The organism is Bathymodiolus thermophilus thioautotrophic gill symbiont (assembly GCF_003711265.1).
In the GTDB taxonomy this organism is placed as follows: Bacteria; Pseudomonadota; Gammaproteobacteria; order PS1; family Pseudothioglobaceae; genus Thiodubiliella.
In genome coordinates this window covers 2,772,486-2,798,736 of record NZ_CP024634.1, presented here as the reverse complement: position 1 = coordinate 2,798,736, position 26,251 = coordinate 2,772,486, and the positions used below count along the sequence as shown (strand labels likewise).

Sequence of the window (26,251 nt, the reverse complement as noted above, 5' to 3'; positions counted from 1 at the left end):
CTCATTTAGTTAGCACATAGCTAGAGCCATTAATCCTTACCACTCTGTGTTCAAGTTCCAATAAAAGCAACTCTTGTGTAACGACTTGTGGACTCAAGTTACTTCTTTCAACTATTTCATCAATATTAATAGCATTATAACTTAGGTATTTTAATAGCACAGAGGGGTGGTCGTTAGACTCTTTTGTAGAAATAACTGAGTTATTTTTTTGGATGGGTAAATTAAGTTGTAATTCGTCAAGGATATCGTCGATATTTTCCACTAATTTTGCCCCTTGTTTAATGAGTTGATGGCATCCTTGTGACAAGGGATTGTGGATTGAGCTTGGAATGGCAAATACCTCTTTCCCTTGTTCGGCTGCGAGTTTTGCGGTAATCATTGTGCCACTTTTAATGCTGGCTTCAACCACCAAAGTGCCCAAACTTAAACCGCTAATAATGCGATTACGCCTTGGAAAATTATTTGCCAGTGGCGAAGTGCCAATACAAAATTCAGAAATAAGCGCACCTTTGGTTGAGATTTGATGCGCCAAAGCTTTGTGTTTTGCTGGGTAAATTCGGTCTAATCCAGTACCACAAACGGCGATGGTTTGTGCATTTGCCTCCAAAGCGCCAATATGTGCGCTGGCATCAATGCCACTTGCCATGCCAGAGATAACAACAATATCTAAGTGCGCCAATAATTGGGCAAAATCATAGGCATGTTGTTTGCCGCCAACGCTTGGATTGCGACTGCCAACAATCGCCAGTTGTGGTTTTGATAAGCAGGCAACATCGCCCCTGACATACAAGATTGGTGGTGGATCCATGATGGTTTTGAGTTGTTCGGGATAATCTTTGTCAATCAAAGTGAGGATATGGCAGCCATCAGCTTGCGCCCAATCAAGGTCAGCTTGCACCAGTGAGGTGTCGTTTTGCGTCAAAAACTTTAGCGTTTCCTGGCGGAACAAGCCACTTTTTTTACGCTCAGATTCGGATGCCAAAAATACCGCCTCAGGTGTTTCAAAAACTTTAAGTATTTTATAAAAAGTTCGTGTACCGATGCGGGGTGCCTTCAGTAACATTAACCAATAAACTAAATCCATTCTGTGTTTTGCTTTCCTTCAAGAGTTGCTTTTTCTATTGTATAACAACAATATGGTGTTTGGGTGGATTTATGGTAAAATAGCCCCTTTATTTAATTTGTGAGTTAAAATTATGCACCAAAAAAGAACCTTTCAACCCAGCGTTATTAAGCGCAAGCGTACCCACGGTTTCAGATCAAGAATGAGCACCAAATCAGGTCGTGCAGTCATTAATGCCCGTAGAAGAAAAGGACGCAAGCGCTTGGCTGCCTAATGTCTTTTAGGTTAACGCATGATGCTAAACTCCTCAAGCCCAATGAATACAGCACCATTTTTAAAGGTGGAAAAATGGCAAGAGGCAAGTATTGGCAAGTCATTGCAAAACCATTGGCAGTGTCAAGGCCAAAATTAGGGTTAGCCATTTCGAAAAAAGTACATCGTTTGGCGGTGGATAGAAATCGATTTAAACGCATTGCCAGAGAGACCTTTAGACTAGAGCAACAACAGTTAGACAATTGGGGGTTTGTGGTAATGGTAAGAAAATCAAAATCTGTAAAAAACCCTGTTTTATCAGCAGAGTTACTAGACCTGTTCAAGAAAGTGGTTAAAAAATAATGCGCTATTTATTGTTGATTCCGATTAAATTTTATCAGTTGTTTATCAGCCCGTTGCTTGGGGCTAATTGTCGCTTTAATCCAACCTGCTCTCAGTATTCCTATGATGCCGTGCTAGAACACGGCTTTTTTAAAGGCTTGATTTTGAGCGTTAAACGCATTGGCAAATGCCACCCTTGGCACGAGGGCGGTTTTGACCCAGTACCCAAAAAACATACACATTAACTAGGTATTTTATAATCATGAATAATCAAAAATTATTTTTAAGTATTGCTATTTTTCTAACAATTTTCTTGCTTTGGGACAAATGGCAAATTACGAAAAAAGTAGATGCTGATGGTAATGTCGTACACAAATCTGAAATTACTTTGGACACATCAGCACAAAATGTTGATGTGCCAGCGCTTAACACACAAAGCCCAGAAATTGATTTGCCCACACCAAGTATTACCCAAAAATATGGTTTTACCACAGTAACAACCGATTTACTCACCGTTGAAATCAGCCACAAAGGTGGCACTATTCAGAGCGCCCTTTTAAATGCATTTCCTGTAGAAATAGGCAGCGATGACAAATTTCAGTTATTAAGCGACAATCCAAGTGCATTATTTCAAGCACAAAGTGGTTTAGCCTCGCGTGACAATTTGTTGCCAACACATCTGTCTGATTTCAATTCAGTGAATACAAATTATCAATTATCCGCAGATGAATTGGTTGTGCCCTTGACTTGGCAGGGCAAAGACAACATACAAGTAACTAAAAATTTCCATTTTAAACGAGGCAGTTATGTGGTTGGGGTGGATTATCAAATCACCAATAATTCCAATCAAGCCATTCCCGTTAAGCCTTATGTGCGCTTGAGTCGCCATGCCATTGACCAGTCAAATCTAATGATGCCGACTTTCACAGGTGGCATTGTGTACGACAAAGCAACGCACAGTGTGAAAAAGAATGATTTTGAAGATTGGGATGAGTTTGGCAAACAGCAAGAACAAGGCGGCTGGATGGCAATGGTACAACAGTATTTTATGGCGGCATGGATTCCAAATCAAAGTCAAGCGCAAAATTTTTCTGCCAGCAGTAGCAATGAGATTTATAAATTAACCAACGCCAACCAGCAAACCAGTGTCGCCGCCAAAAGTAGTGCAACACTTGAACTTAATCGGCTATATGTCGGACCTAAAGAGCATGACAAAATTGAAAGTGTGGCAAAAGGACTAAACTACACACTGGATTACGGCTGGTTAGATATTTTGGCTGACCCTTTGTCTTGGGGCATCCATAAAATTAACGATTTCGTTGGCAGTTGGGGTTGGTCAATTATTATCATTACACTATTGATTAAGTTGGTTTTTTATCCACTGAGTGAAAAATCATACCGCTCCATGGCAGGCATGAGAAAACTGGCTCCAAGATTGGCAAAACTCAAAGAAACTTATGGCGACGACAAGCAAAAAATGGGTCAAAAAACCATGGAATTATATAGAAAGGAAAAAATCAACCCTGCCTCTGGTTGTCTGCCTATTATGGTGCAAATCCCCGTATTCATCGCCTTTTACTGGATGTTGTTAGACACAGTTGAATTACGCCAAACCGCCTTCTGGTGGCTGTCTGATTTATCCGCCATGGATCCTTATTACATTTTGCCAATCATTATGGGCATCTCTATGTTTGTGCAACAAAAACTCAATCCACCGCCACCTGACCCCATGCAAGCCAAAATTATGATGGCGTTGCCACTTGTATTTACCGTGATGTTCTTATGGTTCCCTTCTGGATTGGTGCTGTATTGGGTGTTTAACAATGTTTTATCTATTACACAACAATATACAATTAACAAGCGCATCAACGGCTAATTTGTCCTAGTCTTGTGTTACTAAATAACCCAGATGACTACAACTATTGGCGAGACGAAAAACTTGCCAATGCACTGACCAAGCTTGATAATTGTGTTGTCGAAATACGAAATCCGCTCGCCCTCACAACAGCAGAAAAAGACCAAATTCAACGCCTTTGCCAGCACAACAATTTTGCCCTCATTCAAACCCAACCCCAAGCAGATTACAGTCATTCAATCGTACAATTAAACCAACAACTGGGGTTAATTGCACCCGATAACCACCTGTTTGTCAGCAACGACACACTGGCACACATCACCCCCACCAGCGACAAACAACAAGGCGAATTTATCCCCTACACCACCAAATCCATCGGCTGGCACACCGACGGCTATTACAACCCCCTTGAGCAACGCATTCGCAGTTTTAGTTTATTCTGCGTCAACCCCGCCAGTAGCGGCGGAGAAAACAGCTGGCTAGACAACGACATACTCTACATCCTCTTACGCCAACAAAACCCAGAAGCCGCCGACCTACTCACCCGAACCGATGCAATGACCATCCCCGCACACAGTGAAAACGGCAAAATCCTACGCCCAAAATCAGTCGGCGCAATTTTTATGCCAGACCACAACCAACTCTATTTACGCTACACACAACGCAAAAAATATGTGCAATTTACCGATGAAGTGGTCGCAGCAGTCGCTTTATTAGATGATATTTTAGCCAAAGGCAGCGCCTATCATTTCCAGCATTTAATGGCAAAAAATCAAGGCATTATATGTAATAATGTTATTCACAAGCGTAGTGGTTTTGTTGATGACAAGAGTAATCCACGGTTACTTTTAAGGGGGCGGTATTTTGTTAAGGTTTAAAAAAAATAAAACAAGGCAAAAGATTAGATCTTTTTTGGAAAATGTTAACTGGAAATACTCTTTTGATGAAGGGTATTTTAAAAATTTTCGCACAAACTTTGGTAAAGAATCCTATTGGCTTCATCAAAACACAATTGCTGCACTTAGGCGTAAAAACAACAACCATAAAAGATCTGAAAATACAAAAATAAGAGCGTTCGTTGTTGTCGTAACAACAATTTTTGTTGCGTTTTTTAATAGCCTCTATGTGCCTCTATTTGTTGCAAATAGCGATAGTATTTTTATAAAAATAACTTCAGTAGGCGTGTCAGGTGTTGTTATGTCTGCCCCTATTATCTTTGTTATTTGGTTTTTTCGTGATAAAAACCGCCTAATGGAACTTGCCAACGCCAGAAAAGACACCAATCTCAAAGAATTTCAACAACTACAACGCTGGGCAACTGGCAATATTGATGGTGATAATGAGGACAATAGAGTTGCTCTGCAAATCTCAGCTCTACATTCTTTGCGTGCCTATTTAAAAGGCGAATATGGTGAGAGTTTTAGACGGGGTGCATACGAGATTTTTCGTGCTATTTTAGCAACCCAACATCAAAAAGCTTTACAACAGTTAGGGGGCAATGTGCCTAAAATTTTACAACAATCAAAAAAGCCTAAGAGCATAATGGAGGCAATAGATAGTTGTCAACTAACCAAACAACTAAATATTATTGCCAGTGAAGAGTGGTTTAATTTGCTTATTGATCACAATTTTTCCACTAGGGATATCAGTTTAATGGGAGTAGATTTAAGTTTCACCTATCTGCGTCATCGTACTTATGGCAAAACACTAGATTTATATGGGGCTCAGTTACAAAAAGCGAGTTTGTCGAAGGCACAATTACAAGGGGCATATTTGTTGAAGGCACAATTACAAGGTGCATATTTGTTGAATGCGCAATTACAAGGAGCGAATTTACTAGGTGTACAACTACAAGGAGCAAATTTGTCACATGCACAATTACAAGGGGTGGATTTGTCACATGCACAATTACAAGGAGCATATTTGTTGAATGCGCAATTACAAGGGGCGGGTTTGCAAAGTGCTCAATTAGTAGGAGCGGATTTGTCAAATGCACAATTACAAGGAGCGGATTTACAGGGTGCGCAACTACAAGGGGTGAATCTGTTAAATGCGCAACTGCAAGGGGTTTATTTAAGGAAAACATGTGATCAATACAGTTTTGAACAAAGAATAAAACAGCAAATTGATAAAGAAACTGACAGCCAAAATCTAAAAAAGCAATACAGAGCACTTAGCAATGAACAAAAGTCAAATTTTATTGTTGTATTAAAAGCAGTCAGTGAGGATTGGCATACCAATGCAATTTCGCGTATTGAGAATGCCTCAGGAACACTAGATTTATCAGAAGCCATCACTGGAAAATACAGCCAAAAAGAGGCAGGAAAATGGTTAAATGACTATAAGAAGGTTAAAAAGCAATGACTTTTAAACAAATCCCCTCACTCAATTTCAGCAAACGCACCGCCAAGATTGATATGGTGGTGATTCACAACATATCTTTGCCACCCAACAAGTTTGGAGGTAGTTATATTGAAGACTTTTTCCAAAACCAACTTGACCCCACCGCTCATCCGTATTTTGCCACTATCGAACATCTTAAAGTATCTAGCCACTTGTTAATCAAACGCAATGGAGCGGTTGTTCAATTTGTTCAATTTGCTGACAAGGCTTGGCATGCTGGGGTATCGCATTATCGTGGGCGAGACAATTGTAATGATTTTTCCATTGGCATTGAATTGGAAGGTGCGGATGATATTGCCTATACTACTATGCAATACCAACAATTGAACAAAATTTTAGCGGATTTGTGCAAACAATATCCCATAAAATACATTGTAGGACACAACGACATTGCCCCAGATAGAAAAACCGACCCAGGGCGTGCATTTGATTGGAGCAAAATAAATGAGCATAGACAAATTAGCAAAAAAGATTAAATTGATTATCTTCGATGTGGACGGCGTTTTGACCGATGGTGGTTTGTATTTCACCGATGAAGGCACCGAATTTAAGCGCTTTAATTCACTAGATGGACACGGCATTAAACTGCTAAAAGAAAACGGCATTGAGCCCGCAGTAATTAGCGCTAGAAACTCTAAAAGCGTCAACCATCGCATGAAAAATTTAGGCGTTAAACACTTTTATCAAGGACAAAGCAACAAGGTGGTTGCTTTCAACGAATTGTTGGAAAAACTGCACATCAGCGCCGATGAGGTGGCTTATATGGGCGACGATGTCATTGATTTGTCAGTGATGACCAAAGTGGGCTTTGCCATTGCAGTTGCCAATGCACACGACTTGGTCAAACAAAACGCCAACCTTATTACCCAAAAAAATGGTGGACAAGGTGCAGTGCGTGAAGTCTGTGATTTTATCCTCAAAGCACAAGGCAAGTTTGATAAAGCCATGGCGCCTTATTTACAATGACCCAATTTCAACAACTGTGCTACCAAACCCTTAAAGATAAAGTCCCTGCTGGCACAGTAATTAGTCAACCCTTAAAAACCCCAAACCCCACCACCCCTAATCAACCAAACCAGTTTTCAAACAATAACACACAAAATCCTCGCCCTTTTCACAAAAAACAAACCAATTTTTTGCAAAGACAAAAAAATAACAGTGGCAATCAGCCACTTTTTCAAATTCCACGCTATAGCAGCCATTAAAACATTAATCTCATCACCAACTTGCCCTTTGAGTAAATTCCTAGACAATCTAAAATCTGCTTTAAGATGTCCAATGATAGGTTCTATTGCTGCTCGTCTTTTACACAACTTACGCTTTTTATCTCGTTGGTAACGGCTGTCTCGTTTCAGGGGCTTTTTAGGTAAGATGATTTCAGCACCTAATACTTCTTTTGCACCCACATACCCTCTATCACATACTGCCTTCTGAATGGGCTTGATACGATTAGCGTTAGCGTGAACAATGGCTGTATCTAGTGTTTTTGAATCATGAATGTTTGTTTTATGGCTTGCCACGCCAACGATAATGTTGCTGTCTTTGGTAGAGACGATTGAAACTTTGTTGCCATATTCATATTTCTTATGGTCTTTGCCTTTGGCAATAACATAAACATCAGGCTCATGTAGGGCGTAAATTTTGTTTTTGTCTCCAGGTTGTTGAGCGAGCACTTTTTGGTAGAACAAGAAGTCTTTTTGATAGATTTCAAACAAAGAATAGGCTGGAAGTTTGCGTTGCAGTTCACGGATAAGCTTGTTGGCAATGGTTCTGAGTCTTTTAAGGGCTTTTTTGGCTTTGGCACGCTTTTTGACATGGCGAAAGTGGCGAATGCTAAGACGACAGTTTTTAACTTCTTTGACATAAGTTCTTCGCTGTTTGATGCTGTGTTGTTTTGCCAGTTTGTTTAAGCGATTAATTATCTTAATTGCCAGTTTGGCGTCAGTAGGATAAGTGATGTTTTTCTCTTGAACGGTGGTGTCAATTAACACAGTTGACTCTTGTGCTTTTTTACCGTGTAACTCAACGCTCATTTTAAAGATAAGATTAAAACCTTTAACGCCAATGCGTTTTCTGAAATGCACTAACTCAGTGGCGTTACAAGGTACATTAGCAATATAAGCACTGTGACCACAAAAGTATTGGTAATACGGGTTTCTTTTAAACTGCATAACAACGGCTTCATCTGATAGATTCTCTAACTGTTTGAGGATAAGCAAGCCTACCATTAGGCGAATGGGTTTTGAGGGTCTGCCATTGTTAAGGCAATAGTGCTTGGTGAAGGCATCATTGAAAACTTGCCAGTCTATGGCGTGAGATAGTGTAATGAGTGGGTCTTTGATGTCTAATTGATTAAAAAGCTCTGAATGGAATAAATTGTTTTGGGTGGATATTGGTAAGGATTCGGTTAGCATATTTTTTAGGTAAAACGACCAGTAAAAGAGTATTGTTATACCAAAAGTTGGTTGATTTGTCTATGGGTATTTGATTTTTTATTGTTATAAATCAAATTGTTGTGTGGTTTTTAAGGGTTGACTAATTACCTACGGCGGACTTGCCAAACTAATCGGCAATCCCAAAGCATTTCGTGCCGTTGGCAGTGCCATGAATAAAAACCCCTTTGCCCCCGCAATACCTTGCCATCGTGTGGTGAAATCAAATGGCGACTTAGGCGGTTTTGCCTATGATATTTCTCTCAAAATAAAACGCCTTCAAGCAGAAGGCGTTTCAGTAGAAAATGGTAAGATCGTGAATTTTCAAAATATCTGCCTATAATGCCATTTTATTTTTGAAAAAACGCTCTAACCTGGTAGTTAAATGCCGGATTAAGATATTTCGTGAAGTTAGATTTTTCTACGGCTATAACCCGAGATCATGCATGGCTGATTTTACAGATTTTTTCATGCTTTTCTTGATTTTGCCCCTAATGGCATCTTTTTTAGAATCAGATAGGTCGTTCCATTTCTTGGTTAATTTCTTAAATGAAGTAGGTATTGAGTTATGAAAATGCGTATTAAATTCCTCACCAGATCTTAATTCTGCAGAAGCATTCATTTCTATATAAGTGAGTGGATCGCCAGAAATCCCAAAAAATGATTTTTGATAAATTCCATAACCTACATTGCCGTAAACACCAGGGACATTTAGTTCTGCAGGTTCAAGCATTATAATTAAATCACCTTTGGCTTCTTTTTTATTATTATAAACAGCAATATTTTTATAGCCTTTTTGAGTAAAGTATTTAACAAACATATTGGACAATTCTGCTCGATAATCTTCGCCCCCTATATAACTGATCTCATTTTGAAAAACTGTTGTTCCAATGAGTGAATAACTAGGGTGTTTAGGGAAACTATTGACAATAGCAACAGTTTGGACTTTGCTTAATTGTTGCTTGGTCAAGGGAGTTGTGCTGCAACCTGTCAATAAAAGGATAAGTACAAATATTGAAATAAAATGTTTTTTCATAATTGGTCAACTTTAAATTTTCTTACCACGCATTTTAGAAATCATTTGCAACTGCGCCATTGACTCGGCAAGGGCTGCTTGTGTTGCTGAAATATCTTTTTCACCTTCGGCGTTTGCCATGGCTTCTTCTGCGCGTTGTTTGGCTTCTAGGGCTTTGGATTCGTCTAAATCATTGGCTCTGATTGCAGTGTCAGAAAAAATGGTTACTGCATCGGGTTGCACTTCAACAACGCCACCAGACACATAAATAGAATGAATGCCGCTTTCGGTTTCAATGCGAACTTCACCGGGTTTTAAAACGGATAGAAGCGCCATGTGCTTTGGATAAATGCCTAATTCACCCGTTGATGCAGGTGCAAACACGCACTTTGCTTCACCTGAATAAAGCGATTCAGTGGCACTGACGACATCGACATACATGCTTGACATTTATGCATTCTCCGTTGCTTTTTTGCGAACTTCGTCAATGGAGCCCATCATATAAAATGCTTGTTCGGGTAAATCGTCCATTTCACCATCAAGAATTGCTTTAAAGCCAGAAATGGTGTCTTTTAGAGAGACATATTTGCCTGGTGCGCCAGTGAACACTTCTGCGACAAAGAATGGTTGAGACAAGAAGCGCTGAATTTTGCGAGCACGAGAAACGGATTGCTTGTCTTCTTCTGATAATTCATCCATACCTAAAATCGCAATAATGTCTTTTAGTTCTTTGTATCGTTGTAGTACGCCTTGTACGCCACGAGCCACATTGTAATGCTCTTCACCAACGATTAACGGGTCTAATTGACGAGAGGTGGAATCCAAAGGATCTACCGCAGGGTAAATGCCCAATTCTGCAACTTGACGAGACAAAACAACGGTCGCATCTAAGTGCGCAAAGGTTGTGGCGGGTGATGGGTCTGTTAAATCGTCTGCTGGTACATACACTGCTTGAATTGAGGTAATTGAACCCTTCTTGGTTGAAGTAATGCGTTCCTGTAATGCGCCCATTTCACTTGCTAGCGTGGGTTGGTAGCCTACTGCTGAAGGCATACGACCTAAGAGTGCTGATACTTCTGTGCCAGCAAGGGTATAGCGATAAATATTATCAATAAATAACAATACATCACGACCTTCGTCACGGAAATATTCAGCCATTGTTAAGCCTGTTAGTGCAACACGCAAACGGTTTCCCGGTGGCTCATTCATTTGACCGTAAACAAGAGATACTTTGTCTAGAACATTGGATTCTTTCATTTCGTGGTAGAAGTCGTTGCCTTCACGAGTTCGTTCGCCAACGCCTGCAAATACAGAGTAACCTGAATGCTCAATTGCAATGTTACGAATGAGTTCCATCATATTAACGGTCTTGCCAACGCCTGCACCGCCGAATAAACCAACTTTACCACCTTTGGCAAATGGGCAAACTAGGTCAATTACCTTGATGCCTGTTTCTAATAATTCTGCTGCGGGAGCCAATTCGTCGTAAGCAGGAGCGGGGCGATGGATTTCCCATTCAGCCTCTGGATTAATAGCGCCTGCATTGTCAATTGGCTCGCCTAGAACATTCATGATGCGACCTAGCGTCTTTGTGCCTACTGGGACTTTAATGGCGGCACCTGTGTTGGCAACTTCCAGTCCTCTTTTTAAACCTTCTGAACTGCCCATTGCAATGGTACGCACCACATTGTCGCCTAATTGCTGTTGCACTTCTAGTGTTAACCCTGTTGCGGTAACCGTTAAGGCGTCATAAATACTTGGAATATTGTTTTCTGAAAACTCAACATCGATAACTGCGCCGATAATTTGTGTAATTTTTCCGTTGCTCATTTTGTTCTTCCTCTTTTTTAAACTCTTAATTGCTGTTAAACTTACACCGCCGCAGCGCCACTAACAATCTCAGAAATTTCCTGAGTAATTGCCGCTTGCCTTGCTTTGTTGTAAACCAATTCTAAATCTTTCACCATGTCGCCTGCATTGTCAGTTGCACTGTTCATTGCAATCATACGAGATGACTGCTCGCAAGCAATATTTTCAACCAAGCCTTGATAAACCAAAGCTTCAATATAACGCACCAACAATGCACCCAATGCTTCTTGTGCATCTGGCTCATACAGATAGTCCCAGTGGTGATTCATACCTGTTACTTCGCCTGCAACCATTGGCACCAACTGTGTTACTGTTGGCACTTGCGTCATGGTGTTTTCAAATCTGTTGTACGCGACTGATAATTGCTGAATTTCGTCTGCATCATAAGCGTCTAACATAACTTTCACTGTGCCCAATAAATCGTCAAAATGTGGGGCATCGCCTAAATCTGTTAATACCGATTTTATGGTTAGCCCTGTGTTTTTGAAAAACGAAGTGGCTTTTTTACCAATCGTGCAAATATCAATTTCAATACCTTGTGCTTGATAATCAACTATTGTTTTTAACAGGCTTCTAAATAAGTTTGTGTTTAAACCGCCACACAAGCCTCGGTCGCTAGAAATAATAATAATACCAACACGCTTGATATTATCTGCTTTTTTCATATACGGGTGCTCAAATTCTGAATGTGCATAAGCCAAGTGTCCAATGACTTTAACAATCTTCTCAGAATAAGGGCGTGAGGCTGTCATTCTGCCTTGCGCTTTTTTCATTTTAGAGGCCGCCACCATTTCCATTGCCGAAGTAATCTTCTGAGTATTTTTAATACTCGCAATTTGCGTTCTAATTTCTTTTCCGCCTGCCATTATCTACTCTGCTTACCAAGTGTGGTTTGTTTTAAAATCGTCAATTGCTGCTTGTAATTCGCCAGCAATATCATCGTTGTAATCGCCTGTTTCGTTAATCTTGTCCATTAACACGGTTTGGTTTGCACCCATATAAGCAAGCAATGCCGCTTCAAAATCAACTATTTTATTAACATCAATATCATCTAATGAACCTGAGTTAGCCGCAAACAATGAAGTTGCCAATTCAGCCACTGATAGGGGTGAATATTGGTTTTGCTTCATTAATTCTGTTACTCGCTGGCCACGATCAATTTGTGCTTTTGTTTCTGCATCGAGGTCTGATGCAAATTGTGCAAATGCTGCCAATTCACGATATTGAGCAAGGTCAAGACGAATACCGCCACCCAACTTTTTAATAATGTTGGTTTGTGCTGCACCACCGACTCGAGAAACGGACAAACCTGCATTAATCGCTGGACGAATACCTGCGTTAAACAAGTCAGTTTCCAAGAAAATCTGGCCATCGGTAATAGAAATTACATTGGTTGGCACGAATGCAGATACATCGCCCCCTTGGGTTTCAATAATTGGCAAGGCAGTCAATGAGCCTGTTTTGCCCTTGACTTCACCGTTTGTGAATGCTTCAACATAGTCTGCATTCACACGCGATGCCCGCTCAAGTAAGCGAGAGTGTAAGTAGAATACATCACCTGGATAGGCTTCACGACCCGGTGGACGCTTCAATAATAAAGACACTTCACGATAGGCCCATGCTTGCTTGGTTAAGTCGTCATAAACGATTAACGCATCTTCGCCACGGTCACGGAAGTATTCGCCCATTGCACAACCGGCATAAGGGGCAATATATTGCAGTGCCGCTGAGTCAGAAGCACCTGCTGAAACAATAATTGTATTTTCTAATGCGCCATGCTCTTCCAATTTGCGCACAACGGCTGCCACAGAAGAGTCTTTTTGACCAATCGCAACATACACGCATTTAACACCGGTGTCTTTTTGATTGATAATAGCATCAACTGCTACTGCTGTTTTACCTGTTTGCCTGTCACCAATAATCAACTCTCGTTGTCCACGACCTACTGGTACCATTGCATCAATCGCCTTAACCCCAGTTTGAATTGGCTGGTCAACAGATTGACGGTCAATAACGCCTGGTGCAACAATTTCTAGTGGGTGAGAATGTTGTGTGTCAATATCGCCTTTGCCGTCAATTGGCTTGCCTAGCGGGTTAACAACACGACCTAGCATGGCCTCACCGACGGGTACTTCCATTAGGCGGTTGGTACATTTGACCGTATTGCCTTCAGAGATATGCAGATAATCGCCCAGCACTACTGCGCCAACCGAATCTTGTTCCAAGTTAAGTGCCATGCCAAATGTTTTGCCAGGGAACTCAAGCATTTCACCAAATTGAACATCAGCCAAGCCATGAATACGAACAATGCCATCACTAACACTAATAACGGTTCCTTCTGTGCGTGCCTCGGCTGCAAAATCAAAACCTTCTATTTGTTTTTTAATTAAATCACTAATTTCGCTGGCGTTTAATTGCATAACTCTTCCTCTTTAATAATATTATAAATTTTTAAATTAATAAGTAACCGACAGATGTGAACCCAACTCACCTATTCGAGCTTGGATTGACAAATCAATCACTTTATCACCTTCTTTAATCACCACGCCACCAACTAGATTCTCATCTACTGTAACATCGATATTGACCGTTGTGCTGTATTTATTTGACAAATCGCTAACGATTTGCGCTTTTTCTTTTTCGCTTAATTGGTAAGCACTAACAATATGAAATGTTTTGGTGTCACCATTCAAATTGCTCATTGTTTCGAACAATTCTAAAATAGCTGGCAAAATTTCCATACGGCCATTTTCTAATAACAAATTAACAAATGATGATTCTTGCTTGCTCAACACTCTATTTAAAGCCGACTTAAATACCGCTACCATGGTTTCAACTTTGTCAGATTTGCTTGAACTAGGCGAAGCAACAAATGCACGCATTGTTGTATCGTCAGCAACCAATGCACCCACTGTTAAAACTTCTTTCCAGTCAGCATAAGACTTATTTTGCTGTGCAATCTCAAAAATTGCGTTGGCATAAGGTTTGGCGATTGTCGTTAGTTCCACTGCTCAGTCCTATAAAGTTTGTGATAACTTTTCTAGCATGCCTTGGTGTGCTTTGGCGTCTACTTCTTTTCCTAGAACGGAACGCACACCCTGCATAACTAAGCCAGACACTTGGTCTTTTAACTCATTACGCACTCGCTGAGACTCTTGCTCAATTTCTGTTTGCGCTTGCGTTTTAATACGCTGCGCTTCTTGAGAGGCAGTACCTTTAGCGTCTTCAACTATATTGGACGCTTGTTTAGTGGCATTGGCAATAATTTCAGAGGCCTGATCTTTGGATTGGTTGAGCATTTCTTGCGCTTTTTGTTGCGCTTCTTTGTGCTCCGATAATCCTCGTTCTGCCGCAATTAAACCGCTTTCGATGCGCTTTTTACGCTCTTCCATAGCCGCTACAATTGGCGGCCACACAAACTTCATGCAAAACCATGTAAACATGGCGAACATGATCATTTGCCCAAACAAAGTTGCATTAATGTTCATAGTCTTATGCCTTTAAAATAATAATAACTTATACCGCAAAAACTAAGTACAGGCCAATTGCAAGCGCAATAATCGGCAATGCGTCAACCAGACCCATGACGATGAACATTTGCGTTCTTAGCATAGGTAATAATTCAGGTTGACGAGCCACACTTTCTAAAAATTTTGACCCCAAAGTGCCAATGCCAATTGCTGCACCTAATGCACCTAAACCCATTGCTACTGCACCTGCTAAAAATATTATACTTTGTTCCATTTCCTTACTCCTTTTGTTAAAAAATTAGTGCTCTTTTTGGTGAGCCATATCCATGTACACAATTACCAGCGTCATAAAAATAAACCCTTGTAACAATACAATTAAAATGTGAAAAATTGCCCATGGCAGTGATAACGACCACTGTATCCAATATGGAAACAGTGCGATTAGAATAAAAATTAATTCCCCTGCGTACATATTGCCAAATAATCGTAAAGCCAAAGAAACTGGCTTGGCCAAAAGTCCAACACCCTCTAATAATAAATTCACTGGCAACATGGCTTTGCCGAATGGATGAAAAGCCAGTTCGGAGGCAAAGCCACCAGCGCCTTTTTCCTTAATAGAGTAGTAAATCATTAAAATAAATATACCCAAGGACATGCCAAAAGTGGCGTTCGGATCTGCGGTTGGCACTACTTTGAGATAGTCAACTCCCATCCATGATGCAATTTTTGGCAATAAATCTATGGGCAATAAATCCATTGTATTCATAAGGATAATCCAGATGAAACAAGTCAGCGCAAGTGGCGCAACCAGTGGATTGTTTCCGTTGAAAGAGCCACGAATATTTTCATTAACAAAGTCAATAATGCTTTCAATGAAATTTTGGAATCCACTAGGCGTGCTAACCGTCATATTTCTGCCAGCACGATAAAATACAATTAAAAACAATGAGCCCAATATAAATGAAAAGCCCAGTGTGTCAAGGTGAAGTGCCCAGAACCCCATTTCTTTCGCTTGTTCCGCACTATGTGCAATGCCCCAGTGACCATCAGGGAATTGACCGTATGTTAAATTTTGTAAGTGATGTTTAATATACTCACTAGAAGTCATTACACCAGTTGTTGCCGACATTATTTTTTTATTTAACCTTATCTATTAAGAAACCAATTAATCCGAAAACCAATCCAAAAATTAAAGCCTCTGAATTTAATTCTAACAGAAAAAAACCGATTAGAGTTAAACCAGCAGCCATCATCATTCGTGTTATGACGCTAACTGCCATCATCGCCACGCTTGTTTGTGCATCCATTGTCATGCTATTTGAACATTTCTGCATATGCCTGTTAATCAGTGCAGTGTTAATCAAACTGATAATACCGCCATAAAACGCAGAAATGCCCGCATCTATTGTAGAAAAATAAACAACAGATGCCAATATAATGGTTAATTGAATTTTTGGCACATTGTTATTCATCGCCAAAACCTCAAAATATTACAAACCTATTAAAAAATGTGCATTATACAGCCTAAATAATAAAGATTGAAGGCAATTTTATTGAGTTTTTTATTTAATTAAAGGTCTTTGTATAAAATATGAATAATCATCAAAAATCCACTTTCCATCTACTTGGCAATTTTTTAAACCCAGTCTTAATCCCGCCAGAAAAGCCTCTGCATTAGATATAAATATTAACGAACATCCTAATCTTAGTTCTGCTAGATATAGGCTTTATAAAAAATTACAACTAAATAAAACTTGCCCTTCATTTGATATTCATGTTTAATGTGGGGTCTTGGGGTGAGTTTTAATAAAATCATCAATCTGGTAAAAAATTGAATTTTTTTAATCATTCATATATTTATGTAAGAGCCTTTATTAAAATATAATGATATTCTTATAAACTTGACAACAAAGGCAACACACTCAATAATACCAAAACTTTTATAAAATAGTTGAGGGAAATATGGCACATGTTGTTGTAATTGGTGCAAGTACAGGTGGACTGCCGTTTGCTTACGATATAAAGAAAACATTGGGCAAGAATCATAAAATAACGGTTATTTCGAATAACCCAAATTTTAATTTTATCCCCTCAAATCCATGGTTAGCAGTTGGCTGGCGCTCTGAGGATGATATTAGTATTGAGCTTGAACCTAGATTAAAACGCAAAGAAATCAACTTAATTATTGGTGAAGCAACTGAAATTAAGCCAAACGAAAACCAAGTTATGGTCGGCGACAAAGTGGTTGACTATGATTATTTAGTTTTGGCCACTGGCCCCAAATTAGCATTTGACGAAATTGAAGGTTTAGGGCCAGAGGAACATAGCGTTTCTATCTGCACCACGGCACACGCCGAAATTGCCCGTCAAGAATGGGAAGATTTCTGTGCCAATGGCGGTGGCCCAATCGTTGTAGGTGCTGCACAAGGCGCCTCTTGCTTTGGTCCCGCTTATGAATTTGCCACAATTATGGATACTGATTTGAAAAAACGCGGTATTCGTGACAAATGTCCCATAACTTTTGTTACCCCTGAGCCTTATATCGGACATTTAGGTCTGGGTGGTGTTGGTGATTCCAGAGGGTTGTTAGAATCTGAATTTAGACATCGTCACATTAAATGGCATACCAATTCTAAAGTTGACAAAGTTGAAGCAGACAAGGTGATTGTTAGTGAATGTGATGAGAATGGCGAGGCACTGAAAACGATTGAAATCGCCAGTAAGCACACTATGTTATTACCAGCCTTTAAGGGAGTTGACACAGTTGCAAATTTGGCGAATGTCGACGCTGGTTTCGTTAATCCTCGTGGCTTTGTCATGGTAAACGACTATCAACAATCCCCCGTTAAAGACAATATTTTCTCAGTCGGCGTGAATATCGCTATTCCCCCTGTTGAAGTAACACCTGTCATGTGTGGCACACCTAAAACAGGTTATATGATTGAATCTATGGTAACCGCAGTTGTGCATAATATTGAAGACATGATCAACGGCAAAGCCCCATCAAATATTCCAACTTGGAATGCAGTTTGTATTGCCGATATGGGTGATACAGGTGCGGCATTTATCGCCATGCCACAAATTCCACCAAGAAATGTAACTTGGGCAAAGAAAGGCAAAATGATGCATTTGGCAAAAATTGCCTTTGAGAAATTTTTCATCCGCAATATGAAAACAGGCAACCCAGAGCCTGCGTATCAAAAATACATTTTTAAAATATTGGGCATTGAGCGCTTGAAGAAAAAATAGTTTTTTGTTTGGTTTTATCTTTATGACATATCTAATTATCTTGGTATAAAAAAAAAGTGTATCTAGCGGAATCTCAGGTTAGTTGTCGCCATTGAAATGCATAAAAGCAAGAAATAAATTTATTCAACTTTATAGCCTAACATTTATACAAACCCCTTTGTTTGGTATGCTTATAAAACCTCGTGTAGACTACTATTTAACACAGTTCGCTATTAAAAGCATATTGCCAGCCTAGCAATTTAGATGCTGTACCTTTAAGTTTTCAATAAAAAACTTTGTTCTACGCTCTAATCCACCATTGGCTAAAATTTCATTTGAACAAGTGCTTTTTAAAGGACTAGATTAATAGTAAAATTTACTGACAATAATTTAAAAAAATGTCGCTCCAATTGCATTCGGAGCGACAGAATCGTTGTTATGTTTACAACTTATATTTAAATTAGAGGGAAGTTGTTACCAGCGATACCCCAAAGACAGCTTGACTTTTCCAGAAGATTGTCCAGAGAGAACATAGCCTTCTCTTTTTAACTCCTCTATTCTATCGTCTGCTTTTGATGCATCAATATACATTAAATCAATTGACCATCTATTGTTGACAAGATAGCCCACGCCAAAATTTAATCCTTCAAAAATTTCATAATCAGTCTCCCGATAGAATTTTTCAGTTTCAATGAGGGCGTTAGTGCCATAATTTGCAATGAGACGAATAGAATCATCAATATAATATCTACCACCGACAGTGTATCCAGTTTTATTACCTGAGATGCCCAGTCCAGCAAACAATTCTATTTTTGCATTTATTGGCTTACTGGCGGTTACACCAATTAAGCCACCGTAATTAACACCTATGCCAGCTTCAATTGTTATTTTTCCAGCTTCAGCTATTATTTCCTCAGCGTATATTGGCATTGATAACATTCCAGTTAATATTAAAGCATTTATTTTTCCTATCTTTTTCATTTTCCTTGAGGCCTTTGTTGTAATTGAAAGTTAAATTATAACTTATTTTTTTGGATTTTTCACGCTATATTGCTTTACACATTGAAGTAACCAAGGGCGCATTAAAAATTAACAAATTATGAGCAAGGGCAAGGCATGGAATTTACTTTAATGAAAAACTGGTAACCATAGGGAAAAATATTTTTTTTACTTAAATTGAGACCTTTGCATAAATATAAATAATCATCAACAATCCACTTTTCACCCACTTGGTAATTTTTTAAACTTAGCCTTAGCCCTGCTAGGACAAGATTTAAGAAAATTACCAATTGGACAAAAATTGAATTTTGCTAATCACCCATATTTATGCAAAGACCTCTAAAAGATATTTAAAATACAAATCGTTTTGTGGCTGATGGGTGAAAGCGGTATCTAGTAGGAATGTTGATAAAAGAACAGCTCAAATACTTGTTAGGGCTTACAACAAGAAATTTTAAGAGTTTTTTCAAGATTACATTATTCGTTAATTACACAAAAACCATTGCCAAAGGGGTCTGAACAATAAGCAATAGAGCCCCAGTCGCCGCTATCTCCTCCTTCGTGCACCCCTCCTAATGTTACTATTTTCGATACCAGTTCATCGACATTCTCACAGAGAAAATCTAAATGAATGGGTGTCCAATGACGCCCGTAATCACGGACAACATCACTTGATTTTAGGGGGCTTGATCCGGGCTCTTTTTCTTGTAGATATATATCAGAATTTTCTACAGAAAGAACTACCATGTCAGAACCTTGGTTGCGAACTTTTTTACAGCCGAGTGCTTCTACATAAAACTTTTCTGCTTCTTTTAAGTTTGAAACATCAATGCTTATTGAAATTTTTATCATTATGAGACCTTTGTATAAATATGAATAATCATCAAGAATCCACTTTTCACCCACTTGGTAATTTTTTAAACCCAGCCTTAGCCCTGCTAGGACAAGGTTTAAGAAAATCACCAAGTGGGCAAAAATTGAATTTTGCTAATCATTCATATTTATGCAAAGGCCTCATTATTTATTTTTTCCTTAAATTAATTTTTTTGTATACGGACAACGAACTTATTGCTCCTGTTGAAATAAAACCATGCAAGAGCGTTACATTTGCACCATTTTATCAATCTAAAATATTGAATATTGTGCAAGCAAATAAACATCAATTTACATAATTTCAACTTGGCGATTATAATAACAGAAAACAAACCTGCATTTAATAAATACAGGGTTAATTCAATGGATAAATTATGCAACCTTTAGCTGAAAATTTAAGACCACAAACTTTAGAGGCGTTCTTTGGGCAGTCACATTTGTTGAGTGGTGCGCATCCGTTGAGGCAGGCAATTGATAATAAGCGCTTGCATTCGATGATTTTGTGGGGGCCGTCTGGTACGGGGAAAACGACTTTGGCAAGGATTATATGTCGGCAGGTTGAGGGGCATTTTGCGCAAATGAGTGCAGTATTGGATGGAGTGAAAGAGCTTAGGGTGGTGGTGGAAAATGCTAAGAAATTTCAAAATATTGGGCAGCAAACGGTGTTGTTTGTGGATGAGATTCATCGGTTTAATAAGGCGCAGCAGGATGGATTTTTGCCACATATTGAATCTGGACTGATTACGCTGATTGGGGCGACAACTGAGAATCCATCGTTTGAGTTGAATCGTGCGTTGCTTTCACGGTTGAGTGTACATGTGCTTGAGCCGTTGAATGTGACTGAGTTGATGCAGATATTACAACGGGCTTTGGCGCATGAAAATTTGACTTTGATGGATGAAGATGCGCAGCACTGTATTGTGAATGCAAGCGGTGGAGATGCACGGCGGCTGATCAATGTTGTTGAGCAAATTGCGCTGGCTAAGTTGGACAAGTTGGATGTGGCGTCGGTGGGGCAGTTGTTGCAAGAAAAAATCAGCGTTTTTGACAAAGGTGGAGATGTTTTTTATCAGCAATTATCAGCTTTTCATAAGTCGGTGCGTGGCTCGTCTCCTGATGGGGCTTTGTATTGGATGGCAAGGATGTTGGTGGCAGGTTGTGATGCGAAAACCATTGCTAGACGATTGCTGGCTATTGCCTCAGAAGACATTGGTAATGCGGATCCTAGGGCGTTGGAAATCACTTTAAATGCGTGGAATGTGTATGAACGAGTAGGCGCCAAAGAAGGTAATAGAGCAATTGCTCAGGCAGCGGTGTATTGCGCTGTTGCGCCTAAATCTAATGCGGTTTACAAGGCGTTTAATCAGGCAATGAGTGAGGCAAAAGAGACCGGAGATTTGTCAGTGCCTAAGCATTTGTGCAATGCACCAACGGATTTGATGAATGCACTGGGTTATGGGGAGAATTATCGTTATGCCCACGATGAGGTGGGCGGAATTGCTAAGGGGCAAACTTATTTTCCTGAGGATTTGGGTGAGCAAGTTTATTATCAGCCTGTTGATAGAGGGTTGGAGATTAAAATTAGAGGAAAATTGCAACAACTTAGAGGTGTAGAGTGACTTTTTTTCCAACTGTATTGGCAATTGGCATTGGTGCAACGATTGGCGCAAGTGTGCGTTATTATTTAACGCTATTAATGAACGGTATTTTTGGCTCGGCTTTTCCTTATGGCACATTGAGTGCAAATGTTGTTGGCTCATTTTTGGCGGGTGTGCTGGTGGGAGTTATCTTAAAAGCTGAGTTGAATGAGGTGTATCGTGTGTTATTAATAGTGGGCATGACGGGCTCTTTGACCACAATGTCAACCTTGTCTTTGGAGTCAGTTGAGATGATGAGTCATGGGCATTATGGGCAAGCTGGACTTAATCTTTTGCTGAATGTGTTTTTGTCATTATCAGCGGCAAGTTTTGGCATTGTGTTGACTCGATAGGCAATTAAGCGGTTATTTTTGAAGTTTGAGTTTTTGTTCAATTGCATCAAACAACACGCCAGCGATATTCAGATTAAATTGCGTGTCAAGCTCACGAATGCAAGTCGGGCTAGTCACATTGATTTCAGTAATATAGTCGCCAATGACATCCAATCCAACAAACATCAGCCCTTTGGCTTTCAGCGTGGGTGCGATTTGCGTGCATAAATAATAGTCGCGTTTGTTGAGTGGTTGACCGATGCCTGTGGCACCTGCGGCAAGGTTGCCTTTGAAATTGCCTTTAGCAGGAATGCGGGCTAGGCAATAATCAATCGGTTTGCCATTAATGAGTAAAATGCGTTTGTCACCTTTGACAATATCAGATAAAAATTCTTGTACCATAATAGGCTGTTTGCCGTTATCTGTTAGACGCTTTAAGGTTGTATTTATTTTGTCATCACCTGCTTTAAATTTAAAAATATCGTGTCCACCCATGCCATCTAATGGCTTAACCACCGCTGTTTTTTGTTCATTAATAAAAGCGTTAATTTGCGTTTTATTGCTACTAACCAGTGTTTTTGGCATACAGTGTGGGAAATTAAGGGCAAATAATTTTTCGTTGGCATCGCGTAAAGATTGCGGCTTATTAACAACCAACACCCCTTGTTTTTCTGCCTGCTCTAAAAAGTAGGTGGCATAAATGTAATTCATATCAAATGGCGGGTCTTTACGCATCAAAATCACATCAAAATCACCGAGTAACCTCGTTTGACTAGGCTGTTTTTCAAACCAATGTTCAAGATTATCAATGACAGTAGTTTGTGAAGTGTTCGCATAAACCCCACTTTTGTCTGCAAATAAATCCGTGGTGTCAAATGTCCAAACTTCCCAACCACGACGCACAGCCTCCAACATCATTGCTAGTGAAGAATCTTTTTTTGGATTAATATTGGCAATATCATCCATGAGTATGGCAATTTTCATGGCAATGATTATACAAGAGCTTTTTATTAAGACCTTTGCATAAATATGAATAATCATCAACACTCACTTGGAAATTTTTTAAATCCAACTGTGGAGAGCGGTTTGTAACCGCTCCTTCTCTATTGTTCAGGACAAGGTTTAAAAAAAGTTACCAATATGCTCTTTTAGCCGACTAACGAGTGTTGTGCTTATGGTGTGAAATCAAGACTATCTCTATTTCTTATCTCTCACTTTATCTTAATAAACCATAATCGGGCCAACTGCTTTTGCATAATCAATATAAGGCTCATTAGTTAATTCAGCGGCAGCTTCTTGAGCGTTTAAAGGTTGATTCATGGTAATAATAATATCATATTGTGGATTATGATAATTAACATAATCCAATTTAAGTGGTTCAGGTAAATCAAAGTTGAGCACCACTAAACTTTCTTTTATGAGATCTAATCGATCTGACATGGAGAGCTTGGTGGGTGAAAATTTAACTGCTATCTGGTCTTTGATTATATTTGCAATGCTGTAGTTGCTAATTGTTAATACAAAGGCCAATAATAAAGTTCTTGTTGTCATTTTAATATCCTCTATAAAAAAACTTACCTGTTTTCCATTTAGTGTTATCTAGCGTTGGGGCAGAAAAATCATCAAAGTCTTGTCCGTTGACTTTAACATTGTCCACAAAGACTGATTCTTCGCTATCATTAATACTTTGAGCTTTGATAAAGAACTTAGCTTGTATCTGCTGAGTAAAGCTGCTAAAGTAATCACCCATGTCAAAATAACCTTGCTTATCACCGTATTTGATAATAACTTTTTTAGCTACTTTATCAAATGCAATAGTAAAGTTAGCTTTAAAAGAATCCGATGGCAACATATGCTTTTCCAATTCAGATTCGGGGCGATCTTCACTTCGATACAAAAGAATACTTTCGTCTAATGTCTCTGCTACATAAGGCGATCCCCCGTGAGTAATCATTATATAATCATGAACGGTGTTCGGACACGGTGTTACATCCAAAAAGCATTGAGCAACACCGCGTTCAATAACAATGTGAAAGCGTCTAATGTGTTTATCAATAATTAATTCCATGAGCAACCCTAAATGTAGTATTTTAGCTTTAGGAACAAACTCAACATCTGCCGATAATGAGGTAACTTCCGTTGCATTCTTTACTAATAACCAAATATTATCTGAGTCTTGTAGGCTAAGTTTTAAGCGATTATCTTCAATACTAATCTGATTGCCAATATCATTCTGATCAGATAAAGACTCAAAAGTATTATTATAATATTCGGGAGATATAAGGGAAATTATATGTCTTTCGGAAGATATAATGGAATCCATATGTTTTTCAGCTTTGTCAGCCTCAACCAATGTTAGTGAGTTAGCGGTTTTAATATCGTCTATTAATGTTTGTAAGTTTATATCTTGTATATTATGGTGTTCGGTGGATTTAACATCAAACTGCCCTGCAATATCAATGCCTTCATCTGGATTGCCATCTTTATCCAAAGTTTGTAATACTTGGGCAACTTTTATAGCTTCTACCTTGTTATTAGTAATATGCGTTGGAAAAAGAATACCCCTGCCTTTGGCACTACCAATTTTCATTTCCCCAATTTGAAAAGTTACAGTTTCACCTGCTTTGTATTTAAAAGTACCTTTTTCATCGGTTATGCCACTTTGGGTAGCGGTTTTATAACTCAACCCCTTAACGGCTGAGTCTTTGAATACCCCTGTTTTGACATCGTCGTCATTAGATGAGCCACAGGCGCTAAGAAAGCTGATTGTGGCAATTGTTATTATCAATTGAACAGTTGTTTTCATATATTTTCTCCTTTTTAATAAGCAATATGCCTAGATGTTCTGGTAATAATTTTAAATTCCACAGTTTTATCTTCAGTATCGCTAGCATAATAGCCGCGCACTCGAATACGAACTTTTTCATTAATATTTCGAGCACTGTCTTTATTGTATTGAGTTTTGCAGGCTCCTGTCGCAGAAGCACTTAAGTAAGAGCGACAATCAAAGCTACTGGTTGTAATATCGTTATTAGCAATATCCTCATTAGTGGCATATAGTTTAGTGTATAAATCTAAATCGGTGGTAAGAATATCCTTATTTACACCACTAAGAATGACTTTAACAATTCTATGATAAGTATGATAGGGGGACGCTACCCTTTTATTTAGTAAATTATATTTAAAAACAATAACTTGTGATTATAAAAGTACCTAACAAATCATTCCAGCCAACCGCTAACGCATCGGTTGAATTTAAGCGTTATGAACACACAATATACTAGGACAATATATGAATTCAGATTCAGGGAAAAGAATACCTAAAATACGAGAGAGGATAATTTCAAATTTTTACTCACGAAGATTGGGAAGAAATAGACTTACTCACAGGGTTTTCTGGTTTAATAAAAGGCCATGAGCAACTGTTAAGAAGTTTGTTTTGGGAAGATGAGGACTATTCAGGAAATGTGCTAAATGTTTTATCTGGAATTGCTTCTCAGAATGAAGCAACATTAAATGTTTGCCCTCGTTCCCACGCACAGCGTGGGAACGAGAGTATTATTATGTGTGTATAATAGCGATGTTAATAAATAGTTAGGCAATAAAAAATAAAATGAATAGAGATGTTCCAAACTCAGTAATTGGAGCGGTTTCATCGGTAATAGCTGCTCATTACTACAAACATTCCGAACTTGATACTTTGTTCATGGAGTCAGGTGCACCTGGTGATGCGCCTGCTGGAAACTGTGAAAAAAAATGTAGCGACTGGTTAAAGCGATGTAACAACGATGCCTCAGTTGACGGGTTATTAATTCTTGGTGAAGTCATCCAAGACTACATGGAAATGGAACCAAGCTCTTTTGGCGTCCAAAAAGATGTAAAAAAAGGTCAAGACCGCATAATAAAAGCCTTAGTTAAAAATCAACTTAGTTACCAAATAAATGGTCAAGTTGTATTGGCTGGTGCAAACCCTACAACTAAAACACTTATAGATTTTCTGAAGTCTGGCGATCTTGTATCAATAGACAAAGAATTTGAAAGAGCCTTAAAGAACATCGACAGAGATCCACACGCATCAATTACTGCTGCTTGTTCAATTATAGAGGCACTTTGCAAAATATATATTGAGTCATTTGAGCTAACAATGCCAAATACACAAACTGTTGTTCCCCTTTGGAAGGCTGTAAAACAACATTTAAAACTTAACTCTAATGGTCTCTTAGCTGATGACCAAAACGGTATTGTTAGAGGCTTATCATCAGTAGTAGATGGAATAGGTGCATTTAGAACACATATTGGCTCTGCACATGGTCGAGGCAAATCACCACCAACAATAAAAGTATCAGAAGCAAGACTAGCAGTAAATGCTTCCCATACTCTTGTAGTATTTATACTAGAGCGGTGGCATACAAATGCCTAACAAAAAGTTGCACGCAGACCCAAAAAGTCACGAAACTTTTCGGTTTGGTGAGCGTTAGGGA

32 protein-coding genes are annotated in these 26,251 nt (G+C 39.1%); 15 read left to right on the top strand and 17 right to left on the bottom strand.

Going from position 1 to position 26,251, the window contains the following annotated elements; genetic code table 11:
• Window position 1: 1 nt before the first annotated feature.
• Window positions 2–1,084, bottom strand: a complete 1,083-nt coding sequence (dprA, locus tag MS2017_RS10695) for a DNA-processing protein DprA (protein WP_122952176.1) — start codon at window positions 1,082–1,084, stop codon at window positions 2–4.
• Between the two features lie 112 nt (window positions 1,085–1,196).
• Between dprA and rpmH the strand changes: the two genes are divergently transcribed.
• Genes rpmH through kdsC form a run of 8 tightly spaced genes read left to right on the top strand, consistent with a single transcriptional unit; the run spans window position 1,197 to window position 6,881 of the window.
• A complete protein-coding gene (gene rpmH, locus MS2017_RS10690) occupies window positions 1,197–1,337 on the top strand; it encodes a 50S ribosomal protein L34 (protein ID WP_071563407.1) in 141 nt (46 codons plus the stop codon).
• Window positions 1,337–1,678: a ribonuclease P protein component gene (gene rnpA / locus MS2017_RS10685; RefSeq protein WP_122952175.1), complete on the top strand. Its 342-nt coding sequence runs from the start codon at window positions 1,337–1,339 to the stop codon at window positions 1,676–1,678. The genes rpmH and rnpA overlap by 1 nt, the downstream gene beginning before the upstream one ends.
• Complete coding sequence (yidD, locus tag MS2017_RS10680; RefSeq protein WP_071563405.1) at window positions 1,678–1,902, top strand: membrane protein insertion efficiency factor YidD; 225 nt, start codon at window positions 1,678–1,680, stop codon at window positions 1,900–1,902. Before rnpA ends, yidD begins: the two co-directional genes overlap by 1 nt.
• Before the next feature lie 17 nt (window positions 1,903–1,919).
• On the top strand, window positions 1,920–3,533 hold the full coding sequence (gene yidC / locus MS2017_RS10675; RefSeq protein ID WP_122952174.1) for a membrane protein insertase YidC: 1,614 nt from the start codon (window positions 1,920–1,922) through the stop codon (window positions 3,531–3,533).
• Window positions 3,534–3,547: 14 nt separating this feature from the next.
• A complete protein-coding gene (locus tag MS2017_RS10670; RefSeq protein WP_241156939.1) occupies window positions 3,548–4,390 on the top strand; it encodes a TauD/TfdA family dioxygenase in 843 nt (280 codons plus the stop codon).
• A gap of 34 nt (window positions 4,391–4,424) precedes the next feature.
• Window positions 4,425–5,876: a pentapeptide repeat-containing protein gene (locus MS2017_RS10665; RefSeq protein WP_241156938.1), complete on the top strand. Its 1,452-nt coding sequence runs from the start codon at window positions 4,425–4,427 to the stop codon at window positions 5,874–5,876.
• Complete coding sequence (gene ampD / locus MS2017_RS10660) at window positions 5,873–6,391, top strand: 1,6-anhydro-N-acetylmuramyl-L-alanine amidase AmpD (RefSeq protein WP_122952172.1); 519 nt, start codon at window positions 5,873–5,875, stop codon at window positions 6,389–6,391. The genes MS2017_RS10665 and ampD overlap by 4 nt, the downstream gene beginning before the upstream one ends.
• Window positions 6,360–6,881: a 3-deoxy-manno-octulosonate-8-phosphatase KdsC gene (kdsC, locus tag MS2017_RS10655; protein ID WP_122952171.1), complete on the top strand. Its 522-nt coding sequence runs from the start codon at window positions 6,360–6,362 to the stop codon at window positions 6,879–6,881. Before ampD ends, kdsC begins: the two co-directional genes overlap by 32 nt.
• Window positions 6,882–6,997: 116 nt before the next feature.
• Here the strand turns inward: kdsC and MS2017_RS10650 are convergent, their stop codons facing one another.
• Window positions 6,998–8,329 (bottom strand): IS5 family transposase, encoded by a 1,332-nt coding sequence (locus MS2017_RS10650; protein ID WP_122951063.1) that lies wholly within the window; start codon window positions 8,327–8,329, stop codon window positions 6,998–7,000.
• Window positions 8,330–8,453: 124 nt separating this feature from the next.
• Here MS2017_RS10650 and MS2017_RS10645 point away from each other — a divergent pair, with 124 nt between their 5' ends.
• Window positions 8,454–8,690 carry an MGMT family protein gene (locus MS2017_RS10645; RefSeq protein ID WP_122952170.1) on the top strand — a complete coding sequence of 79 codons (237 nt, stop codon included), beginning with the start codon at window positions 8,454–8,456 and terminating at the stop codon, window positions 8,688–8,690.
• A gap of 84 nt (window positions 8,691–8,774) precedes the next feature.
• On the opposite strand, the gene MS2017_RS10640 is transcribed toward MS2017_RS10645, so the two are convergent.
• From MS2017_RS10640 to MS2017_RS10595, 10 genes are read right to left on the bottom strand one after another with little or no spacing between them, the layout of a single operon-like run.
• On the bottom strand, window positions 8,775–9,383 hold the full coding sequence (locus MS2017_RS10640) for a putative periplasmic lipoprotein (protein WP_122952169.1): 609 nt from the start codon (window positions 9,381–9,383) through the stop codon (window positions 8,775–8,777).
• A 12-nt stretch (window positions 9,384–9,395) separates the two neighbouring features.
• Complete coding sequence (locus tag MS2017_RS10635; RefSeq protein WP_071564904.1) at window positions 9,396–9,812, bottom strand: F0F1 ATP synthase subunit epsilon; 417 nt, start codon at window positions 9,810–9,812, stop codon at window positions 9,396–9,398.
• Window positions 9,813–11,192 carry a F0F1 ATP synthase subunit beta gene (gene atpD / locus MS2017_RS10630; RefSeq protein WP_122952168.1) on the bottom strand — a complete coding sequence of 460 codons (1,380 nt, stop codon included), beginning with the start codon at window positions 11,190–11,192 and terminating at the stop codon, window positions 9,813–9,815. It lies immediately after the preceding gene.
• A gap of 41 nt (window positions 11,193–11,233) precedes the next feature.
• On the bottom strand, window positions 11,234–12,097 hold the full coding sequence (gene atpG / locus MS2017_RS10625) for a F0F1 ATP synthase subunit gamma (protein ID WP_071564902.1): 864 nt from the start codon (window positions 12,095–12,097) through the stop codon (window positions 11,234–11,236).
• Window positions 12,098–12,109: 12 nt separating this feature from the next.
• Window positions 12,110–13,651, bottom strand: a complete 1,542-nt coding sequence (gene atpA / locus MS2017_RS10620; protein ID WP_122952167.1) for a F0F1 ATP synthase subunit alpha — start codon at window positions 13,649–13,651, stop codon at window positions 12,110–12,112.
• Between the two features lie 36 nt (window positions 13,652–13,687).
• On the bottom strand, window positions 13,688–14,239 hold the full coding sequence (locus MS2017_RS10615; protein WP_122952166.1) for a F0F1 ATP synthase subunit delta: 552 nt from the start codon (window positions 14,237–14,239) through the stop codon (window positions 13,688–13,690).
• A gap of 9 nt (window positions 14,240–14,248) precedes the next feature.
• Window positions 14,249–14,719, bottom strand: a complete 471-nt coding sequence (locus tag MS2017_RS10610) for a F0F1 ATP synthase subunit B (RefSeq protein ID WP_071564899.1) — start codon at window positions 14,717–14,719, stop codon at window positions 14,249–14,251.
• Window positions 14,720–14,747: 28 nt separating this feature from the next.
• Window positions 14,748–14,975, bottom strand: coding sequence for a F0F1 ATP synthase subunit C (gene atpE, locus MS2017_RS10605; RefSeq protein ID WP_071564898.1), 228 nt, complete (start codon window positions 14,973–14,975; stop codon window positions 14,748–14,750).
• 24 nt (window positions 14,976–14,999) lie between these two features.
• Window positions 15,000–15,830, bottom strand: a complete 831-nt coding sequence (gene atpB / locus MS2017_RS10600) for a F0F1 ATP synthase subunit A (RefSeq protein ID WP_071564897.1) — start codon at window positions 15,828–15,830, stop codon at window positions 15,000–15,002.
• A gap of 7 nt (window positions 15,831–15,837) precedes the next feature.
• Window positions 15,838–16,173, bottom strand: a complete 336-nt coding sequence (locus tag MS2017_RS10595; protein ID WP_084032371.1) for an ATP synthase subunit I — start codon at window positions 16,171–16,173, stop codon at window positions 15,838–15,840.
• A gap of 490 nt (window positions 16,174–16,663) precedes the next feature.
• Between MS2017_RS10595 and MS2017_RS10590 the strand changes: the two genes are divergently transcribed.
• Window positions 16,664–17,950, top strand: a complete 1,287-nt coding sequence (locus tag MS2017_RS10590) for an NAD(P)/FAD-dependent oxidoreductase (protein ID WP_122952165.1) — start codon at window positions 16,664–16,666, stop codon at window positions 17,948–17,950.
• A 453-nt stretch (window positions 17,951–18,403) separates the two neighbouring features.
• Here MS2017_RS10590 and MS2017_RS10585 read toward each other — a convergent pair whose 3' ends face one another.
• Both MS2017_RS10585 and MS2017_RS10580 read right to left on the bottom strand, forming a co-directional pair.
• Entirely contained in the window at window positions 18,404–18,910 is a 507-nt protein-coding gene (locus MS2017_RS10585) for a hypothetical protein (protein WP_122952164.1), read from the bottom strand.
• Window positions 18,911–19,405: 495 nt separating this feature from the next.
• Window positions 19,406–19,780 carry a VOC family protein gene (locus MS2017_RS10580; RefSeq protein ID WP_071564101.1) on the bottom strand — a complete coding sequence of 125 codons (375 nt, stop codon included), beginning with the start codon at window positions 19,778–19,780 and terminating at the stop codon, window positions 19,406–19,408.
• Between the two features lie 20 nt (window positions 19,781–19,800).
• Between MS2017_RS10580 and MS2017_RS10575 the strand changes: the two genes are divergently transcribed.
• The 3 genes from MS2017_RS10575 (at window position 19,801) to crcB (ending at window position 21,791) form a co-directional block, all read left to right on the top strand.
• Window positions 19,801–20,100 (top strand): hypothetical protein, encoded by a 300-nt coding sequence (locus MS2017_RS10575; RefSeq protein ID WP_122952163.1) that lies wholly within the window; start codon window positions 19,801–19,803, stop codon window positions 20,098–20,100.
• A 75-nt stretch (window positions 20,101–20,175) separates the two neighbouring features.
• Entirely contained in the window at window positions 20,176–21,420 is a 1,245-nt protein-coding gene (locus MS2017_RS10570; RefSeq protein WP_122952162.1) for a replication-associated recombination protein A, read from the top strand.
• Window positions 21,417–21,791, top strand: a complete 375-nt coding sequence (crcB, locus tag MS2017_RS10565; protein WP_122952161.1) for a fluoride efflux transporter CrcB — start codon at window positions 21,417–21,419, stop codon at window positions 21,789–21,791. The genes MS2017_RS10570 and crcB overlap by 4 nt, the downstream gene beginning before the upstream one ends.
• A gap of 12 nt (window positions 21,792–21,803) precedes the next feature.
• Here the strand turns inward: crcB and gshB are convergent, their stop codons facing one another.
• The 3 genes from gshB to MS2017_RS10550 all read right to left on the bottom strand — a co-directional run bounded on the left by gshB (window position 21,804) and on the right by MS2017_RS10550 (window position 24,576).
• The gene (gene gshB / locus MS2017_RS10560) at window positions 21,804–22,760 is read right to left on the bottom strand and encodes a glutathione synthase (RefSeq protein WP_164707718.1); all 957 of its coding nucleotides are present in this window, start codon (window positions 22,758–22,760) and stop codon (window positions 21,804–21,806) included.
• A 231-nt stretch (window positions 22,761–22,991) separates the two neighbouring features.
• Window positions 22,992–23,321, bottom strand: a complete 330-nt coding sequence (locus MS2017_RS10555) for a hypothetical protein (protein ID WP_122952160.1) — start codon at window positions 23,319–23,321, stop codon at window positions 22,992–22,994.
• A gap of 1 nt (window position 23,322) precedes the next feature.
• A complete protein-coding gene (locus MS2017_RS10550; protein WP_122952159.1) occupies window positions 23,323–24,576 on the bottom strand; it encodes a hypothetical protein in 1,254 nt (417 codons plus the stop codon).
• Between the two features lie 541 nt (window positions 24,577–25,117).
• Here MS2017_RS10550 and MS2017_RS11965 point away from each other — a divergent pair.
• Complete coding sequence (locus MS2017_RS11965; protein WP_164707717.1) at window positions 25,118–25,345, top strand: hypothetical protein; 228 nt, start codon at window positions 25,118–25,120, stop codon at window positions 25,343–25,345.
• 38 nt (window positions 25,346–25,383) lie between these two features.
• The gene (locus MS2017_RS10545) at window positions 25,384–26,190 is read left to right on the top strand and encodes an abortive infection family protein (RefSeq protein ID WP_122952158.1); all 807 of its coding nucleotides are present in this window, start codon (window positions 25,384–25,386) and stop codon (window positions 26,188–26,190) included.
• Window positions 26,191–26,251: the final 61 nt, after the last annotated feature.